Genomic DNA, 18,940 nt, shown 5'->3' on the forward strand with positions numbered 1-18,940 from the left:
AATTTTAATGGGATATAATAATTCTATAGAAGCAATGAAGGTAGCCGAACAACTGATGCCAGGCGGCGTAAATAGTCCAGTAAGAGCATTTAAATCAGTAGACACACCTGCTATTTTTATGGATCATGGACAAGGTTCAAAAATATATGATATTGATGGTAATGAATATATTGATTACGTACTAAGTTGGGGTCCCTTAATCTTGGGTCATAAGAATAAGCAAGTAAATGAAAAATTACATGAGGCTGTAGACAATGGGACTAGCTTTGGTGCTTCAACAATTATTGAAAATAAATTAGCTGAACTTGTTATAGACCGCGTTCCTTCTATTGAAAAATTACGTATGGTCTCTTCAGGTACAGAGGCAACGCTAGATACTTTACGTTTAGCCCGAGGTTATACTGGTAGAAATAAAATTGTGAAATTTACTGGTTGTTATCACGGCCATAGTGATTCACTATTAATCAAAGCAGGTTCTGGTGTTGCGACATTAGGGCTACCTGATTCCCCTGGTGTACCAGAAGGCATAGCTAAAAACACAATTTCAGTACCATACAATGATTTAGAATCTATTAAAGTTGCATTTAAAGAATATGGTGACGATATCGCAGGCGTGATTGTAGAACCAGTAGCTGGTAATATGGGCGTTGTGCCACCAGTTGAAGGGTTCTTGCAAGGACTACGAGATATCACAAATGAATACGGCTCATTACTTATCTTTGACGAGGTAATGACTGGTTTCAGAGTAGGTTATAACTGTGCGCAAGGATACTTTAATGTGACACCAGATTTAACGTGTTTAGGTAAAGTGATTGGTGGTGGCTTGCCTGCAGCTGCTTTTGGTGGAAAAAAAGAAATTATGGATCATATAGCACCTTCAGGTAATATTTACCAAGCAGGTACGTTATCAGGTAATCCATTAGCAATGACGAGTGGTTATGAAACACTAAAACAATTAACACCTGAGTCGTATGATTATTTCAATAAACTTGGGGACCTATTAGAAGATGGTTTGAAAACTATTTTTGCAAAACATAATGCTCCAATCACTGTTAATCGTGCTGGTTCTATGATAGGCTATTTCTTAAATGAAGGGCCAGTAACCAATTTTGAAGAGGCGAATCAAAGTGATTTAGAAATGTTTAGCCAAATGTACAGAGAAATGGCTAAAGAAGGTGTCTTTTTACCACCATCTCAATTTGAAGGCACATTCCTTTCAACTGCACACACTGAGGAAGATATCCAAAAAACATTAGAAGCGTTTGATACTGCTTTAAGTCGTATTGTCTAATATATACCAACTTTATTTAACATCAATAATGTACTATACTGATGGAAACAGTAAAGTGTTTTAGATGGCCGGTTTCGTTACAGTAAGTATACTAAGTGTTTTAGAGTTCTTTTTTACCTTTGGGGGCGGGGATTCGAAATCAAATTAAACATTTTGATTTCTAACTCGCTCCTTTTAAATTTACATAATAGGGTGACGATACTTAAGAAAGTTGTGAGAATATGAATAAGCAATTAAAAGGTAACTTAATCGTATTAATACTAGCACTTATTTTTAGTTTGATACTTAATGCGGCACATGTTTTACTTCCATTCATGTTTGGTCCGATTATTGCTAGTATCGTTTGTATACGTTATTTACACCTAGATGTACAATGGCCATTTTGGTTGAGTCAAATAGGATTAGTATTATTAGGTGTTCAAATCGGTTCTACTTTTACTAAAACTGTTATTTTAGATATTAAAGATGATTGGTTTACCATCGTTATGATTACTGTCATGCTCCTTGTATTAGCGTTAATTATTGCGTATTTCTTTAAAAAAATTGCCAATGTTAATACTGAAACAGCGATACTTAGCGTTATTCCAGGTGCTTTGAGCCAGATGTTAATTATGGCGGAAGAGAATAAAAAAGCGAATATTATGGTAGTGAGTCTAACGCAAACTTCTAGAATTATCTTTGTTGTAATACTCGTACCTTTTTTATCTTACTTTTTTAAAAATCCAGATAATGATGGGGCTCTTGCTACCAATACGACTAAAACTTTAACACAAGCTTTAACCCTCCCTAATATACTTATATTAATTATTGCGATAACTGTTGTTTATTTTGTTATGAAAAAAATAAATTTTCCAACGAAGCAATTACTTGCACCAATACTTGTACTTATTTGTTGGAATTTATTTACTAGTGCGACGTTTACGTTAGATAATTATATTATTGCTGCTGCTCAAATCATATATATGATACGTATAGGTATACAAATTGCAAAACTATTAGATCAAATGAAAGGAAGAATTGCTGTAGCAATCGCTTTTCAAAATATTTTATTGATTTTACTTGCGTTTGTAATGGTACTATTTATATCTTCTGTTTCTCATCACCAAGTAAACGAACTATTCTTAGGTGCAGCGCCTGGGGGAATGAGTCAAATTGTGTTAGTTGCCATTGAAACAGGTGCTGATGTAGCTATGATATCGAGTTATCATATCTTTAGAATATTCTTTATACTATTTTTAATTGCACCGATGTTAAATTATTTTCTTAAATATAGAGCAAGACAAGGTTATCATAATGAAAAATGATTGTTGAATATACAATCTCGCCTAACACTTTAACAAGTTTACAATATTTTAATAATTATTGCGTTGAACAATATAATTTTGTTTGATAATATAAAGGATGAAGTACTGGAGGTACTTCATCCTTTGACCACTCTTCGGAGTGGTTTTTTGTTTGAAATTTGAAATCAGTGACAAGGTTAGAACATAGTTAGGAATAGATTTATAGTTAATTTAAATCATCTTGTAATTGAAATAAATTAAAGAGAGTAGAGCGTTATTGATATAATAGTGTGAAATTAATGAGGCTGTACAAAATAAGCGAGCAGTTATTCTTTTGTATTTTGTCACGCTTGAGAGGCAGAACGGCACAGAACAATGTAGTCGTTTAAGCAATATCGCTGCTATCTAACACCTTGATTATTCAAACCCTTTGCCATTATAATACTTTGGATTGAATGGACAAGATTGTAAATGTGCATTATACAAACCTGCAGCTTCTAAAAATGAATAAACAGTTACAGGACCTAAAAACTTAAAGCCAAACTGTTTTAATTTTTTAGAGAGTTCAGTTGCACGTGCATCGACTGTAACACGCTCACTTGGATTAGTGTACCCACAATCTATAGGTTGAAAATCAACATACGACCATAAAAAATCACTAAAGCTGCCATACACTTTTTCAATTTCAAAATAGCCCTTGGCTTGATTTACAATTGCTTCTAATTTTTTTCGGTTATGTATAATATTTGGAAATACCATTAACCTATCTATATCTTCTGAAGTCATTTGTGCAATTTGTGCTGGGTTAAACTGATAAAAAGCCTGCTCATAAGATGACTTCTTCTTTAGAATAGTTAACCATGAAAGTCCAGCATGTTGGGATTCTAAAGCTATTAGTTTAAATAATTTTAGGTTATCATAAAGTGGGTGGCCCCAACTTTCATCGTGATAATGAATATAAACAGGATCTTTTGTACCGAATGCACATTCGTTCATAAATTTCACTCCATTTTATTGACTTATTTTCATATCCATTATACTATAATCAAGTAAAGGAATATTGTCTACTGGGAAGAGTAAATAAGCTGAAATTTAACAGAGAGTACATGGTTGCTGAAAATGTACAATTTAACTTATTGAAGGTAGCCCACATTGAACTTTGACTGAAATAAATCATTGGTTTTGATTATAGATTAAGTTAAAGCGTGTTTGAGCGTTAATCATAATTTTGAGTGCTTGAAATTGGAATGCTAATTTCTTGAATTTAGGTGGTACCACGGAAAACCCGTCCTATTTATAGGATGGGTTTTTTATTTATTTAAGGAGGATTTTAACATATGGAAATGAAACCAAAATATAATCCAAATGAAGTTGAAGCTGGACGTTATGACGAGTGGGTTAATAATGGCTATTTTAAAGCTTCAGAAGATCATTCAAAAGAAACATATACGATTGTCATTCCGCCCCCGAATGTAACAGGAAAATTACATTTAGGACATGCTTGGGATACAACATTACAAGATATTATTACGCGAATGAAACGCATGCAAGGGTACGATACATTATACTTGCCTGGTATGGATCACGCAGGTATTGCTACACAAACTAAAGTAGAAGCAAAACTTAAAGAAGAAGGACTATCTCGTCATGATTTAGGTAGAAGTAAATTCCTAGAAAAGGCATGGGATTGGAAAGAAGAATACGCTACGTTTATCAGACAACAATGGGCTAAATTAGGTTTAGGGCTAGATTATAGTAGAGAACGCTTTACATTAGATGAAGGTTTAAGTAAAGCCGTGAAAAAAGTCTTTGTTGACATGTATAATAAAGGTTTAATTTATCGTGGTGAATATATTATTAATTGGGATCCAATTGCGCGTACAGCTTTATCTGATATAGAAGTTATCCACGAAGATATTCAAGGCAAATTTTATCACTTCAAATACCCTTATGCGGATGGCGAAGGTTATATTGAAATAGCTACTACGCGTCCAGAAACAATGTTAGGTGATACTGCTATCGTGGTAAACCCTAATGATGAACGTTATAAAGATGTTATCGGTAAAAAAGTTATCTTACCAATAGTAGAAAGGGAATTACCTATATTAGCAGATGAATATGTTGATATTGAATTCGGTAGTGGTGCGATGAAAGTAACGCCATCACACGACCCAAATGACTTTGAAATAGGTAACCGACATGATTTAGAACGTATTACTGTTATGGATGAATCTGGCCATATGAATGAATATGCTGGTAAATACCAAGGCATGGATAGATTTGAGTGTCGTGAAGCATTAGTTAAAGATTTACAAGAACAAGACTTAGTGATTAAAATAGAAGAACATGAACACTCAGTAGGGCATTCTGAACGTTCAGGCGCAGTGGTTGAACCTTACTTATCTACACAATGGTTTGTTAAAATGAAACCATTAGCAGAACAAGCCTTAAATAACCAAAAAACAAATAATAGAATTGATTTTGTACCTAATAGATTTGAAAAAACGTTTAACCGTTGGATGGAAGAAATTCGAGATTGGACAATTTCTCGTCAATTATGGTGGGGCCACCAAATACCTGCTTGGTATCATAATGAAACTGGAGAAATCTATGTGGGGGAAGAGCCACCTAAAGATGAAGCAAATTGGACTCAAGATGAAGATGTATTAGATACATGGTTTTCTAGTGCGCTTTGGCCATTTTCAACGTTAGGATGGCCTGATGTTGAAAGCGAGGATTTCCAACGTTATTATCCAACCAATGCGCTTGTAACTGGTTATGACATTATTTTCTTCTGGGTAGCAAGAATGATTTTCCAAGGTTTAGAATTTACTGGCCAACGTCCATTTAATGATGTATTATTACATGGATTAGTACGTGCAGAAGATGGGCGTAAAATGAGTAAATCACTTGGTAATGGTGTGGATCCAATGGATGTTATAGACGAATATGGCGCAGACAGCTTAAGATATTTCTTAGCTACAGGATCTTCACCTGGTCATGATTTACGTTATTCTACAGAAAAAGTTGAATCTGTTTGGAATTTTATCAATAAAATTTGGAATGCTGCTCGTTTCAGTCTTATGAACATTGGTGAGGATTTTAAAGTTGAAGATGTTGATTTAACTGGTAATCTTTCATTAGCAGATAAATGGATTCTAACTCGTTTGAATGAAACAATTGATACAGTAACAGATTTAAGTGAAAAATATGAATTTGGCGAAGTTGGTAGAGCACTTTATAACTTTATTTGGGACGAGTTCTGTGATTGGTATATCGAAATGAGTAAAATACCAATGAACGGCGAAGATGAAACTCAAAAACAAGTAACACGATCTGTATTAACATATGTTTTAGATAATACGATGAGAATGCTACATCCATTTATGCCATTTGTCACAGAACAAATATGGCAAAACTTACCTCATGAAGGTGAGACCATTGTCAATGCGGCTTGGCCTAAAGTAAATAAAGCGCTCGTATTTGATGAGAGTAAAGAAACAATGCAACAACTAGTTGAAATCATTAAATCAGTGAGACAATCCCGATTAGAGGTAGATACACCATTATCAAGAGCAATTCCAATTTTCATTCAAGCTAAAAATGAAAATTTAAAAGATACGTTAACAAATAATTCAAATTACATTGATAGATTCTGTCATCCAAGTGAATTGGTTATCGATACATCTATCACAATTCCTGAAAAAGCAATGACATCCATCACATCTGCAGGTGAAGTTGTATTACCATTAGAAGGCTTAATTGACATGGATAAAGAAATTGAACGACTAGAAAATGAGCTATTAAAATGGGAAAAAGAGTTGGACCGTGTTAATAAAAAATTAGCTAACGAAAACTTTGTTAATAAGGCACCGGAAAAAATTATTAATGAAGAACGTGAAAAAAAACAAACATATCAAGAAAAATATGACGGTGTACAAGAACGTATTAATCAATTAAAAGCATAGGAGTCCTAAACATGAATTACCTAGACAGCTTATATTGGATACATGAACGAACTAAATTTGGCATTAAACCAGGTGTTAAACGCATGGAGTGGATGTTAAATAGATTAAATAACCCACAATTTAATATCAATGGTATTCATGTCGGTGGTACGAATGGTAAAGGGTCAACTGTTGCATATTTAAGATCAGCACTCGTTGATAATGGATATGAGGTCGGTACCTTTACATCGCCTTTTATAGAAACATTTAATGAACGCATAAGTTTAAATGGTACGCCTATTAGTGATGACGCCATCGTAGCATTAGTTCAAAAAGTAAAACCAGTAAGTGAAGCATTAGAAATAGAAACAGAACTTGGCACAGCAACTGAATTTGAAATTATTACAACTATGATGTTTCTTTATTTCGGAGAAATCCATCCAGTAGATTTTGTAATAGTAGAAGCAGGATTAGGTATCAAAAATGATTCAACAAACGTATTTAAACCAATACTTAGTATTTTAACAAGTATTGGTTTAGATCATGTAGATATTTTGGGTGATACTTATGTAGATATTGCAAAAGATAAAGGCGCAATTGTTAAGCCAGATACACCTGTAATCTACGCAGTAAAAAATGAAGACGCACTGAAAGTTATTCGAGATTTTGTAGAACAACAAAATGCAGAAGGTATAGAGTTAGATAGAGATATTAGTGTGATTTCTCAAGGTGATGAGTTTACGTACCGTTATAAAAATTATGAATTAGAAACACTTATTTTAAATATGTTGGGCGAACATCAAAAAGAAAATGCTGCATTAGCAATAACAGCGCTTATAGAATTGAATGAGTCAGGATTAGTCGAGTTAGATTTTAATAAAATGATTGATGGCATTGAATCGGTCAATTGGACAGGAAGAATTGAAAAAGTTAAAGATCAACCACTAATGATTATAGACGGCGCGCATAACTTAGAAAGCGTAGAAGCTCTAATTAAAACTTTAAAAGATTATTACAAATTAGAGTCTGTAGATGTCTTATACGCTGCAATTAAAGGAAAACCAATCCATAGCATGGTTGATCAATTGAAAACAGTCGCTTCAACTTTTTATGTAACGGATTTTGATTTTCCCAAAGCGTGTACTAAAGAAACAATATATGACGAAATACGTTTCGAGCAAAAAGAAACTATAGACGACTTTGTTCAATTTATTGAAAATTATAACGGGTCTGGTTTAGTGATTACAGGTAGTTTGTATTTTATCAGTGAAGTTAAATCTAAAGTTAACTTCTAGTTATAATATATTAATTTATGATTATTTAAAAAGCTAGTAATGATTTAGTGTTTTTTCAATGTTAGTGAGAGAAACACTGAGTGATTAACTAGCTTTTTCATTGCTCTTTTATATTATAATTTAATAAATGACTTTTTTCTTATAACCTTAAATCAAGGGTGATATAATGAGGACAGGAGGCGAACATTGCTACTACTACTCATCGTATGTCCTATACTGTTTAGTTTTCTTTATCACTTGTGTTTCATGAAAAAATTCAATTTAAAATATTTACTTTTGAGATCTAAATGTGATTTTTGCAACCAACAATTAAAATTTAGAGATATGATACCCGTAGTCAGCTATATTAAACTTTGGGGACGCGCTTCATGCTGCTATCAAAAACTCAATAAGTATTATCTTATCGGCGAAATAACGTCACTTATACCAGCATTTTATTTGCTATTCAGTTTTACCTCTGAAGCGTTAACTTCCCTCTTATTGATATATTTATTTCTTCTTATATTTTCGTTATATGATTTACAAACTTTGTCTATCCCTTTACATATGTATTTAATATTTGCCATTAGTAGTATTTTTATTATTGAGGGAAATGTGTATCAATTTTTAGTCATCACGTTTATACTTCATCTCTTTTATATATGCTTTAAAAGTGCGATTGGTTATGGAGATATTTTAATTTGTGCTCTGTTATCTTATTTATTACCTTACATATATTTTATCAATGTGTTATTTTTAACATTTTTAAGCGGTAGTGTTTTTGCTATCATTTTAGTATTAAAGTTGAAGAAAAGAAAAATTAAAATACCGCTTATTCCTTTTATCTATATCGCTTATTGTATAGAAACGGCGTTAGTACATTTAAAAATGCATGAAGTTAACTTGTTCTATTAATATTTAATTAGGCATTATGAAATTCAAATACAGATTAAAAGGTATTAGAAGTGGGTAAACAATAAATATAACTATTAAAAGGTGAAAATAACAATATTCCCTTACTAATTGAATATTATGAATTGAAAGGAAGTTATATTTTGAGTTTATATGAAAAATTTCTATTAAACGATGGCACGATGTTACCACATATAGCGTTAGGCACTGTTAATGTTCAAGGGGGCATCGGCGTTAAACAATTAGAAAATGCGTTGAATCTAGGTTATAGAGTTATTGATACTTCCACAAACTATAACAATGAAGGTATGGTAGGTGAAGCTATTCGTCGTTCAAGTGTTCCAAGAGAAGACATTTATGTAAGTGCTAAATTACCAGGTTCAAGTCATGAATATGATAAAGCCATTAACCTGATACAAGAGTCGCTTTATAGAACGGGCTTAGATTATTTTGATAAATATTTAGTCCATTGGCCTAATCCTAAACAAGGTAAATATGTGGAAGCTTGGCAAGCCTTAGTAGATGCTCAAAAATATGGATTAATTAAAACAATCGGAGTATCTAATTTCATGCCTGAGCATTTAGATGACATTATTGAAGCAACAGGTGTAACACCTGCAACCAATCAAATAGAAATACAACCATACTTTAATAACAACGCATTAATCCAAGAATGCCTTAAACGCGGTGTATTACCCGAAGCTTGGAGCCCATTAGGTCGTGAAATCAACGATGTGTTAACAAACGATACAATCAAAGAAATAGCTCAAAAATATAACCGTTCAACTGCTCAAATTATCATTAATTGGATAAACCAAAAACAAGTTTTCCCAGTAGTTAAAGCTTCTCAATATATACACCAAATAGATAATTTTAATTACTTGGATTTTGAACTTTCAGAAGATGATATACAAACAATTGACGCTTTAGATAAAGGTGAAGACGGACGCGTCGAAGGACAAAATCCATATGAATATGAAGAGTTTGTATAAAATTGCATAAGTATTATCTTGGACTGTAAAACCAAAGTAAAATTTGATTCGCCAAATTTTAGGAATACAGTTATCATTTAAAAGCGGGATTTGAAATCAACTCACTTATTTTTGATTTCATTCTCGCTTTTTAATTTGTTAAAGAAATATCTATTTATAAATAATTAAAAAAGTACATTGCAAGTCCTACAAAATTAAAAATAACAATTTATACTTAAAATCTACACTTTTCGAAAATGATAGTAATAAAAATAACTTCATCATAGCATATGCTATTTTAATATGTAATAATATGATAATATCAAGAAAAGGGAGGGGAAGACATAAAATGGCAGATAAGAAATTCCCAAAAGATGCTATGCGCGTTTTAAAAGAGACAAGCCGTACGTTTTATATTCCAATAACTTTTTTAGAAAAAGAACTAAAACACTCAGTAGCTTGTGCATATTTAGTTATGCGTGCAATAGATGAAATCGAGGATCATGAAGAAATTGAAAATGACTTAAAACATAGCATGTTAATGCAAATCAGTGAATTACTTAAAGCACCTTTTGATGAAGAAAGATATTTAGAGGTTATTAACCCCGTTAAAGACAAATTACCTGAGGTTACAGTAAGGTTAGGGGATTGGTTGGCTGCATGCCCAGATCAAACAAGATCGATAGTTATGGCATCTTCTAGTGAAATGGCATATGGTATGGCAAAATGGGCAAAAGCAAACTGGAGCATTAAAACGCGAGAAGATTTAGACGATTATACATATTACGTAGCAGGACTTGTAGGTGTAATGCTTTCTCAACTATGGGATTTCTGCGCAGGCGTGAAAACAGATAGAGAGCTAGCAATAGGGTATGGTCGTGGTCTTCAAGCAGTAAATATTTTAAGAAATGAAGAAGAAGATCTTGAGGAGCGAGATGTGAGTTTTGTTCCAGACGATTGGACACGTGAAGACTTATTTGCTTATGCCGAAGAAAACCTAGCAAAAGCTGATGCGTACATGAAAGCAATTCATAAAAGAACCATTTTATTATTCTGTCGGTTACCTTTAGCTTTTGCACATAAAACGCTTAAGGCTATGAAAGACGGGCGCGAAAAAATGACCCGTGAAGAAGTTGAAAAAACTGTAGAAGAAGTAAAAAAAGAAGAATAGTGTTATTTAAAGCGTAGCTATTTCAATTTGTATTTTATACATTTGAAAGCAGACTATGCTTTTTTAAGTGGTTGATTGAAATATTAGCAACAGAAAAATCTTGTATATTTTATGGGAAGAAAGAAGATAAATTTATGAATAGAACGACAGTGTTGAATCTTTTGATTTTTATATTAATAATCAATATAAAAATATAATAACGATACTAGTTATTTAAATAAACATAAATTTAAATCGAAATAACAAGGTTCGAATTGAATATTTGAGTCTTGTTTAATCATAAAAAATTAGTTTACTCTTATTTTTATAGTTTTTTTAGCCGAAAATCTATAAAGATAATCTCTATCTTTTGGAAGTAATTGAGAAAACACAACATCTAGTACCATAATAAAAATATTTGGAGTAAGTAAGGTTCTTTATTTTTGTATTAGTAAATTCATTCTTCATTAAATATATAAAATGAATTTTATACTTAAATATTATTAATAAATAGTTCAATTATATTTAAGTATAATTGGACTTTATCGAAAAAATTGTTAATGTGCCTGATAGGGAGCGGTTTGATTGAACAATAATGATATATCTAAATGGATAAAAATTTAGAAAAATCAGATTTTAATTCATTAAAAACTTTGTTTTAAACTCTGGATCATTAAAAGCTTTAGCTAAATATTATGAAGTTTCATATCCAACAGTGAGGCAACGGTTAAATAATGTAATTGCAAGTATAGAATCAGTCCAAGACAACGAGAATGTGCATTAGTAAACTATGTAAGAAAGCTAGCGATTGAAAAAAATTAGGCTGGAATGATGCTAAACAATTATTAGAAATTTATAATAATGTAAAGGAGAGCGAATAGATTTGGATAACTTCATGATATTTTTACCAGTTATTTTATATGCGATTTTATTTGCTATACAATACTTCTTATCCAAAACAGGAAATAAGTTAGTGGGGGCCATCGTACCATTCTTATTTGTAATGGCGCTTATATATTTGTATTCAACAGAAAAATTAGGATTAAATATTTGGGGAACTTTAATATTTGGCGTTATTGGTCTTTTATTCCTTTTAGGTCAATGGGAAAATGCTCAAAAAGATAATAAGAAAAAAGCGCAAAAAGAATTACATAAGATGGAAGGAAAGGACCTAAGTTAACATTATATGTAGTTATAGTTAATTAAAGGAGTACAAATAATAAAATCTTTGTTTTGTATTTCGGTAAAAAGAAGTATTTCAATTATATTTAAAAAACTACACATATTAAAAACTAGAAAAGTTAAAAAAATATATTCATATAAGTTATATAGCCAATCAACTTAATTGAATTAACAAAACAGAATTTAAAAACGAACGAAAAGTAATTTAAAAATAGAATGATTTTGGCAGTGTGAATTTAAATTTTGGAAGTGAGGGCACCATAAATAAAGAAACACAAAATATGGCTATGAAATCATTAAATGCTACGTTAAAAAACTAGAAAAAGCTTATATGAGCATGAAGGTTAAAGGTGCAAATACAATTCTTGTAAAAAGAAAGAGAAATGCTTTTGCAGTAGCTTTAAATTTTTTAAGCAATGATTGGGGAAATATTGATTTTAACTATATAGACGAAGATATTGTTTTAGCAATTGAGGCGTTATATTCTTTAAAACTTTCAATTCAAAGACAGATTGATAAAACCGAAGCCCGTAATAGTCAAAAAACACTGAATGAACGACGATTATTAGCGATAAATTTAGGAATTAAATCTATGGAGAAAAGAATATAATTTTTAATTACACACGTTTTTGCTTGATTGGTTGCAAGGTGACGAGCTATGAGTGGCTAAATTTTGCCGCTCTTTTTTAATATAGCAGCATATACGATTATTTTTATATATAAATTGTCGAGTAATCATTTTAGTCATTAGTTATTATAAAGTTGAAAGGTGATGGATATGATTTTAAATGAATTAAACAAATCTATAGATTATATAGATGAAAATTTAACTAAGGAATTAAATTTATTAGATATATCAAATTTTGTTGGTTTACCTGCACAACACTATAGAAATTTATTTATATTCTTAAGTGGTATTGGATTATCTGAATACATTAAAAAAAGAAAATTATATTTTGCTAATAAAGATTTGCTGAATAATGAGTCAGTAACAAATGTGGCTACAAAATATGGTTATTCAATGGATGGTTTCACTAGAACTTTTAAGGCTTGGAGCGGATATTTGCCATCTCAAATTCATGAAAATCAAGTATTAATTTCATATCCAAAACTTTCATTTTTTGTTAATGTTACGGGAGGAATAAATATGAAAACTAGAATTGTACAACAACCAAAATTTAATATAGTAGGAATTCAAAAACGTGTACCTATGCAATTTGAAGGTGTTAATAAAGACATTGATCAATTAGCAAATAGTATAACTGAACAACAAAAAAAAGAAATGCACCATTTACAAGATATGGAACCAAAAGAAATTGTAAATGTTTCTTACAACGCTGATGAAGATTTCACTAAAGAAGAAGGTTATTTGACTCATATGGTAGGCGTTTTAACTACTAAAAATGATATAAGCAGTCAAATGGATGTTATTCATTTCAATGAAAGCAAATGGGTCGTATTTGAAAATGAAGGTGAATTTCCAAAAACTTTACAAGACACTTACGCGAAAATATACTCTGAATGGCTACCAGACACAGAATATACATTATCTGATGTACCGATGTTTTCTTTTACGAAGTTTGATAGTTCAAATAATGATTTTGCTTATAGCGAAATATGGGTAGCAGTTAGTCATTAAATTATTAAATGAACACTAACGCAAGGAGGTGTTAGTTTGGATATTGTAGACAATGTAATAAATAATATAAAAAATGAGTTGGTTGGAGTTCCGGGTATAGTAGGCGATGTTTTAGGCGGTTCTAGGGCAAGAGGAACCCATAGTGCTGATTTCGATATTGATATTGGATTTTATTATGATGAGTCTAAAGAATTTAATATTAATGATATCGAAAATATTGCCTTTAATTTAAATGATGAAAAAAGAAGCATTTAATATCTAATTTGGGAGAATGGATTGATGGCGGTGGTTCGTTAGTGATAGATGGCTATCATGTAGATATTATTTTTCGAGATATTGAAAAGTTAAGACAAGTTATTAATGAATCTTTAGAGGGAAATGTTTCAATTCACTACCAAACTGGCCGCCCCCATGGTTATTTAAATGTTATGTATATGGGAGAACTGTCCATATCACAAATTTTATTAGATTCTAAAAGAATGTTGAAAGCATTAAAAAATCGAATAGAGATTTATCCGGAAAAAATGAAACATGCTATTATATCATTTTTCTTATTTGAATCATCTTTTTCTTTGATGTTTATTGAAGCCAACGTAGATAAACAAGATAGTTTTTATGTAACGAGTCATTGCTTTAGAAGTATAGCTTGTTTAAATCAAGTTATTTTTGCAAAAAACAACGCATATTGTATTAATGAAAAAAAGTGTTTTTTATGATTCAAGCATTTATAAACAAACCAGAAAAGTATAAAGAAAGCGTTGAATCAGTTATTACTTTGATTTCAAGTGACTCCGAAAAAATGAAGAAAGCTGCAAAAGATTTAAAGGATTTAGTCGAAGAAGTTAAATCTTTATAGCTTTATATCTTTGTGTAATCGAATTAGGTTAAAGTCCTTTGTTGGCGTTATATTATTAAACAAACATTTTTAAAACAAGGTATATCCCATATGGAAAAGATGGATTTTTTATATAAAAAATATACGCTATGCCTAGGGTGCAAACTGTCGGCAAAGTCTCCGACTTTGTTGGCAGTTTTTTGTGCACGCTTTCCGCGAGCACTATCTTATACTGTAGTCTTCGGCTAGTGCTCTTCCAGCAGGAGCCGGCCTAAATCACTGCCAATATTATACGGAAAATATTATAATATATATAAACTAAACAGCGGTGATGTTTATTAAATTACACGAAAGGCCCTTATTTCTTTATACTAAAATACATCATTTGTAACGATTTTATAACGTGCTGAAGCTCGAGAGAATAGTACGAGTGAGAAACTATAGGTTCGAACCATACTTCAGGCAGGCATGCATAGCCAAAATCGTAAGATATTAAATAATAAGAGAGCTAATACCTAAAGGGTTAGCTCTCTTATTATGAGCATGCGAATTTATATCTCAACTTACTTTTTCATCATTATTAAAAATATATTTGAGTGATTTTAATATATAAAGTAAGTACTTGTTGTAACGAACTCTCAATTTTAAAATTAATGAAAAAACTGTCAACAACCGATATTAACTGTAGTAAAATAAATGTATATAAATCATGCGCTCTTCTAAATCCTTCTACCATAAATCGTAATGTCCCATTTTTTAAACAAATCTTTTTCATAATAATATAATAAATAGGAGCTGTTGTTTATTGAGAATAAATGAGCTTGCGGATCATCAGAAACCAAGGGAACGTATGTTAAGCCATGGTGCAGCACGTTTGTCGCACGCGGAATTATTAGCTATTTTAATTAATACAGGTAGAAAAGGGTGTTCAAGTTTAGATATAGCTAATGAATTGTTAAAATCAGTAGGTAGCTTAAAAGAATTAAAAGGGTTATCTGTAAATGATTTGAATAAAATAAAAGGTGTAGGTATATATAAAGCGCTCATATTGAAAGCAGCATTTGAGCTTGGTGAGCGCATGCATTCTGGAAGCGTTGATGACAAAATTCAAATCACTAGTCCTAAAGACGTGGCAGATTTTATGATGGGGAAGATGGAACATTTAACACAAGAAAAATTTATTGCGCTTTTCTTAAATTCCAAAAACGTCATTATAAAAAAGAAAACAATATTTATTGGTACTTTAAATTCTTCAATTGTACATCCACGTGAAATTTTTAGTGAAGCAATCAAATGTGCAAGCAATGCAATTATCGTACTTCATAATCATCCCTCGGGTGATACATTAACCATAGTATAATAAATAATAGTAGTTAAAGTAGTTTAAGAGGAGATATTAAAGAGATATTTTACTTTAAATAAAAATTAACAAGGTTTATAATTTGTAGTAGTTAAAGTATTTAAAGAGGTGGGAACATGTGAAGGTTCAAAGGATAGAAGTGGAGAATAAGCCGTATCCATTGTATTTATTACTAGATAAAGAATACCAGCTAATAGAACCAGTAATGAAATTTATTAAATACTTAGATAATACTGGTAAGTCTCCTAATACCATTAAAGCATACTGTTATCATTTAAAGTTGCTGTACGAGTTCATGGAACAGAGAGGTGTTATTCTTAATGATATTAACTTTGAGTTGTTAGCAGACTTCGTAGGTTGGTTGAGATATCCTTCAGCATCAAATGTAATTGATCTTCAGTCAAAAAAATCCATAAGAGAAGAAACGACAGTGAATACAATTTTAAATGCAGTTATGAGTTTTCTTGATTATTTAAGTAGATTAGGAGAATTTAAATCAATTGATGTATTTAAACAAGCAAAGGGAGGAAATTTCAAAGGATTTTTACATCATGTTAATAAGGGTAGATACCAAAAGAATGTCTTAAAGTTAAGGGTTAAAAAGAAACAGATAAGAACATTGAGATCAGAGGAAGTTAAGCAAATTATTGATGCTTGTCATACGAAAAGAGATAAATTAATTTTAATGCTTATGTATGAGGGGGGTTTAAGAATCGGTGAAGTGTTATCGCTTAGGCTTGAAGATATTGCCACTTGGGACAATCAAATCCATTTAACACCTAGAGATGTTAATGTTAATGAAGCTTATATTAAATTAAGGAAGGAAAGAACAATACATGTGAGTAAAGAACTTATGTCACTTTATACAGATTACTTGGTATATGAGTATAGTGAGGAATTGGAGCATGATTATGTTTTTATTTCCTTAAAAGAAGGCTATTTTGGGAAACCACTAAAGTACCAAAGTGTTCTTGATCTAGTTAGAAGAATAGTTAAAAGGACTGGAATAGAATTTACATCGCATATGCTTCGCCACACTCACGCAACGCAGCTAATTAGGGAAGGATGGGATGTTGCGTTCGTTCAAAAGAGATTAGGTCACGCACATGTTCAGACAACGTTAAATACCTATGTTCATCTTTCAGATCAGGATATGAAAAATGAGTTTAATAAATACCTCGAGAGAAAGGAGCATAAGAAATGAATGCTTCTAGTAAAAGGAAAATTATTAGTCAGAGTGAGATTAGCAAAAAAATAGCTGTAATGAATGAAGAAATGCAGGGGTTTTGGGCTAATAATAGTTGGGATATAAGAAAATGTCCACATCCTTCTGCCATAGAATTAAGTAAGAATCCTGCTTTAAGGAATCGTTGGGTTCGTTTTGAACGTGTTAAAAATCTGTGGTTAAGAACAGAATTGAAATATTTTTATTTTTACAATTTAAACAATGGAATATGGAATGCAAAAACTGTCTGGATTAGAAAAGGAACAGTAATTAATAAAATGTTAGATTTCTTAGATTTAAAGTATCCTAGCATTACTTCAATTACTGAAGTTCCTATTGAAAAAGCAATGACGGAGTATAGAACATATTTGACAAAACGGGGTGTTAGAATTACCACTACTAATTATAAGATTACTGCTAATCAAGAAAAAACACCTGTAAAAGCTAATTCCTACTATGTTACTAATCTAAAACAATTTATGGAGTTTTATGAGAACTTTTATTTTGATGGAGAGGAGTGGGATAAAGACGTTTGGGATAGACGTAACTTACCTTTGCCAGATGATAAGGTTAACCCAACACAATATGAATATACAATTAACTTTAAAGGGTTTCGGAATACATATTTTAAACAACTTGTAAAAAGATATTGTAAGTTGAGATTGAACATGGATAGCTTTTCCTATGTAAGTGATATTGCCCAAAGACTTAAAGAGTTCTTTAATTTTCTGGACATGAAATTTAAACAAGTTCAGAGAGTACACCAATTAACGAGAGTGGAAATTGAAGCATATTTAAGTGAACTAAACATGATGGGAATAAAACCTAGTACAATAACTGGGAGGATCTCTATATTGGAAGGACTATTTAGTACCCTTCTTAGGCTAGAATGGGATGATGTTCCTTCCAAAATATTAATTTATTCTGAGGACTATCCGAAAATACCAAGAGCAAAACCACGCTTTATAGATGAATTCGTCCTAGAGCAATTGAACAGTCATCTTGATAAATTACCCGAATATATAGCTACGATGACTATGATTGTTCAAGAATGTGGAATGAGGATAAGTGAATTGTGCACCTTGAAAAAAGGCTGTCTATTAGAGGACAAAGATGGAGATTTCTTTTTAAAGTATTATCAATGGAAAATGAAAAAGGAGCATATAGTTCCAATATCTAAAGAGGTAGCTTTACTTATTAAAGTTCGGGAAGATAAAGTTTCAGAGGAATTTCCAGATAGTGAATACCTCTTTCCAAGAAAAGATGGATCGCCATTAAAACAAGAAACATTTAGAGGTGAGTTAAATAAATTAGCTTATGAGCAAAATATAGTGGATAAATCAGGTGAGATTTATAGATTCCATGCCCATGCCTTTCGCCATACAGTAGGAACAAGAATGATTAACAACGGGATGCCCCAGCATATTGTGCAGAAATTTTTGGGGCATGAAAGCCCAGAAATGACAAGCAGATACGCTCATATCTTTGATGAAACTCTAAAAAATGAATTTACTAAATTTCAGGAAAAACTGGTTACCAATAATGGAGATGTGCTTGATCTACATGAAGATAATGAAGTCGATGATGTAGAGCTTCAATGGTTCAAGAAAAATATAAATGCACAAGTGCTTCCAAATGGTTATTGTAGATTGCCAGTAGTAGCAGGAGGTTGTCCACATGCGAATGCATGCTTAGATTGTACCCACTTCTGTACCAGTAAGCAATTCTTACCACAGCACGAAGAACAGTTAGAGCGTACAAAAGAGTTATTAGCCATAGCTAAGGATAAACAATGGCAAAGACAAGTAGAGACTAACAGCCGTGTTAAAGAGCGTTTAGAACAAATCATTGGAAGTTTGACGGGGTAATTA

17 protein-coding genes, 1 pseudogene and 1 other annotated feature are annotated in these 18,940 nt (G+C 31.6%); of the genes and pseudogenes, 17 read left to right on the top strand and 1 reads right to left on the bottom strand.

The annotated features are described in order from the left end of the window. Positions 1-7: 7 nt before the first annotated feature. Entirely contained in the window at positions 8-1,291 is a 1,284-nt protein-coding gene (gene hemL, locus KA894_RS01125; RefSeq protein WP_096809278.1) for a glutamate-1-semialdehyde 2,1-aminomutase, read from the top strand. Between the two features lie 221 nt (positions 1,292-1,512). After that, entirely contained in the window at positions 1,513-2,595 is a 1,083-nt protein-coding gene (locus KA894_RS01130; RefSeq protein WP_096809280.1) for an AbrB family transcriptional regulator, read from the top strand. A gap of 396 nt (positions 2,596-2,991) precedes the next feature. On the opposite strand, the gene KA894_RS01135 is transcribed toward KA894_RS01130, so the two are convergent. After that, the gene (locus KA894_RS01135) at positions 2,992-3,570 is read right to left on the bottom strand and encodes a DNA-3-methyladenine glycosylase I (protein WP_096809282.1); all 579 of its coding nucleotides are present in this window, start codon (positions 3,568-3,570) and stop codon (positions 2,992-2,994) included. A gap of 58 nt (positions 3,571-3,628) precedes the next feature. Further along, positions 3,629-3,870, top strand: a binding site (T-box leader). A gap of 41 nt (positions 3,871-3,911) precedes the next feature. Here KA894_RS01135 and KA894_RS01140 point away from each other — a divergent pair. The 15 genes and pseudogenes from KA894_RS01140 to KA894_RS01200 all read left to right on the top strand — a co-directional run bounded on the left by KA894_RS01140 (position 3,912) and on the right by KA894_RS01200 (position 18,937). After that, the gene (locus tag KA894_RS01140) at positions 3,912-6,542 is read left to right on the top strand and encodes a valine--tRNA ligase (RefSeq protein WP_096809283.1); all 2,631 of its coding nucleotides are present in this window, start codon (positions 3,912-3,914) and stop codon (positions 6,540-6,542) included. Between the two features lie 11 nt (positions 6,543-6,553). Then, entirely contained in the window at positions 6,554-7,816 is a 1,263-nt protein-coding gene (locus KA894_RS01145; RefSeq protein WP_115342122.1) for a bifunctional folylpolyglutamate synthase/dihydrofolate synthase, read from the top strand. A 186-nt stretch (positions 7,817-8,002) separates the two neighbouring features. Continuing rightward, positions 8,003-8,710 carry a prepilin peptidase gene (locus KA894_RS14900; protein WP_119487942.1) on the top strand — a complete coding sequence of 236 codons (708 nt, stop codon included), beginning with the start codon at positions 8,003-8,005 and terminating at the stop codon, positions 8,708-8,710. A 179-nt stretch (positions 8,711-8,889) separates the two neighbouring features. Continuing rightward, positions 8,890-9,699 carry an aldo/keto reductase gene (locus KA894_RS01155; protein WP_199194483.1) on the top strand — a complete coding sequence of 270 codons (810 nt, stop codon included), beginning with the start codon at positions 8,890-8,892 and terminating at the stop codon, positions 9,697-9,699. Positions 9,700-10,027: 328 nt separating this feature from the next. Next, entirely contained in the window at positions 10,028-10,849 is an 822-nt protein-coding gene (locus tag KA894_RS01160; protein WP_103373689.1) for a squalene/phytoene synthase family protein, read from the top strand. Positions 10,850-11,471: 622 nt separating this feature from the next. After that, the gene (locus tag KA894_RS14835; protein ID WP_096811209.1) at positions 11,472-11,612 is read left to right on the top strand and encodes a DUF2089 family protein; all 141 of its coding nucleotides are present in this window, start codon (positions 11,472-11,474) and stop codon (positions 11,610-11,612) included. A 99-nt stretch (positions 11,613-11,711) separates the two neighbouring features. Next, a complete protein-coding gene (locus KA894_RS01170) occupies positions 11,712-12,008 on the top strand; it encodes a hypothetical protein (RefSeq protein ID WP_096809290.1) in 297 nt (98 codons plus the stop codon). A gap of 339 nt (positions 12,009-12,347) precedes the next feature. Then, complete coding sequence (locus tag KA894_RS01175) at positions 12,348-12,620, top strand: hypothetical protein (RefSeq protein WP_125147425.1); 273 nt, start codon at positions 12,348-12,350, stop codon at positions 12,618-12,620. Between the two features lie 168 nt (positions 12,621-12,788). Continuing rightward, a complete protein-coding gene (locus KA894_RS01180; RefSeq protein ID WP_174221769.1) occupies positions 12,789-13,649 on the top strand; it encodes an AraC family transcriptional regulator in 861 nt (286 codons plus the stop codon). Positions 13,650-13,685: 36 nt separating this feature from the next. After that, entirely contained in the window at positions 13,686-13,904 is a 219-nt protein-coding gene (locus tag KA894_RS14840; RefSeq protein ID WP_241966479.1) for a nucleotidyltransferase domain-containing protein, read from the top strand. A gap of 8 nt (positions 13,905-13,912) precedes the next feature. Then, positions 13,913-14,365, top strand: coding sequence for a DUF4037 domain-containing protein (locus KA894_RS14845; protein WP_323703360.1), 453 nt, complete (start codon positions 13,913-13,915; stop codon positions 14,363-14,365). After that, the gene (locus KA894_RS14850; RefSeq protein ID WP_308669854.1) at positions 14,362-14,505 is read left to right on the top strand and encodes a hypothetical protein; all 144 of its coding nucleotides are present in this window, start codon (positions 14,362-14,364) and stop codon (positions 14,503-14,505) included. The genes KA894_RS14845 and KA894_RS14850 overlap by 4 nt, the downstream gene beginning before the upstream one ends. A 784-nt stretch (positions 14,506-15,289) precedes the next feature. Further along, positions 15,290-15,826: pseudogene (gene radC, locus KA894_RS01190) on the top strand (RadC family protein); the annotation flags it as partial. A gap of 136 nt (positions 15,827-15,962) precedes the next feature. Next, a complete protein-coding gene (locus KA894_RS01195) occupies positions 15,963-17,048 on the top strand; it encodes a tyrosine-type recombinase/integrase (protein WP_204195746.1) in 1,086 nt (361 codons plus the stop codon). Next, entirely contained in the window at positions 17,045-18,937 is a 1,893-nt protein-coding gene (locus tag KA894_RS01200) for a site-specific integrase (RefSeq protein ID WP_210123848.1), read from the top strand. The genes KA894_RS01195 and KA894_RS01200 overlap by 4 nt, the downstream gene beginning before the upstream one ends. Positions 18,938-18,940 lie beyond the last annotated feature (3 nt).

This window comes from Staphylococcus sp. GDY8P131P (assembly GCF_017891975.1).
GTDB lineage: Bacteria > Bacillota > Bacilli > Staphylococcales > Staphylococcaceae > Staphylococcus > Staphylococcus nepalensis.

Bases quoted from the DNA above. Each gene is read 5' to 3' on its own strand.
- hemL (WP_096809278.1), top strand. From the start codon at position 8: ATGGGATATAATAATTCTATAGAAGCAATGAAGGTAGCCGAACAACTG.
- KA894_RS01130 (WP_096809280.1), top strand. From the start codon at position 1,513: ATGAATAAGCAATTAAAAGGTAACTTAATCGTATTAATACTAGCACTT.
- KA894_RS01135 (WP_096809282.1), bottom strand. From the start codon at position 3,570: ATGAACGAATGTGCATTCGGTACAAAAGATCCTGTTTATATTCATTAT.
- KA894_RS01140 (WP_096809283.1), top strand. From the start codon at position 3,912: ATGGAAATGAAACCAAAATATAATCCAAATGAAGTTGAAGCTGGACGT.
- KA894_RS01145 (WP_115342122.1), top strand. From the start codon at position 6,554: ATGAATTACCTAGACAGCTTATATTGGATACATGAACGAACTAAATTT.
- KA894_RS01155 (WP_199194483.1), top strand. From the start codon at position 8,890: ATGTTACCACATATAGCGTTAGGCACTGTTAATGTTCAAGGGGGCATC.
- KA894_RS01160 (WP_103373689.1), top strand. From the start codon at position 10,028: ATGGCAGATAAGAAATTCCCAAAAGATGCTATGCGCGTTTTAAAAGAG.
- KA894_RS01175 (WP_125147425.1), top strand. From the start codon at position 12,348: ATGAAGGTTAAAGGTGCAAATACAATTCTTGTAAAAAGAAAGAGAAAT.
- KA894_RS01180 (WP_174221769.1), top strand. From the start codon at position 12,789: ATGATTTTAAATGAATTAAACAAATCTATAGATTATATAGATGAAAAT.
- KA894_RS14850 (WP_308669854.1), top strand. From the start codon at position 14,362: ATGATTCAAGCATTTATAAACAAACCAGAAAAGTATAAAGAAAGCGTT.
- KA894_RS01200 (WP_210123848.1), top strand. From the start codon at position 17,045: ATGAATGCTTCTAGTAAAAGGAAAATTATTAGTCAGAGTGAGATTAGC.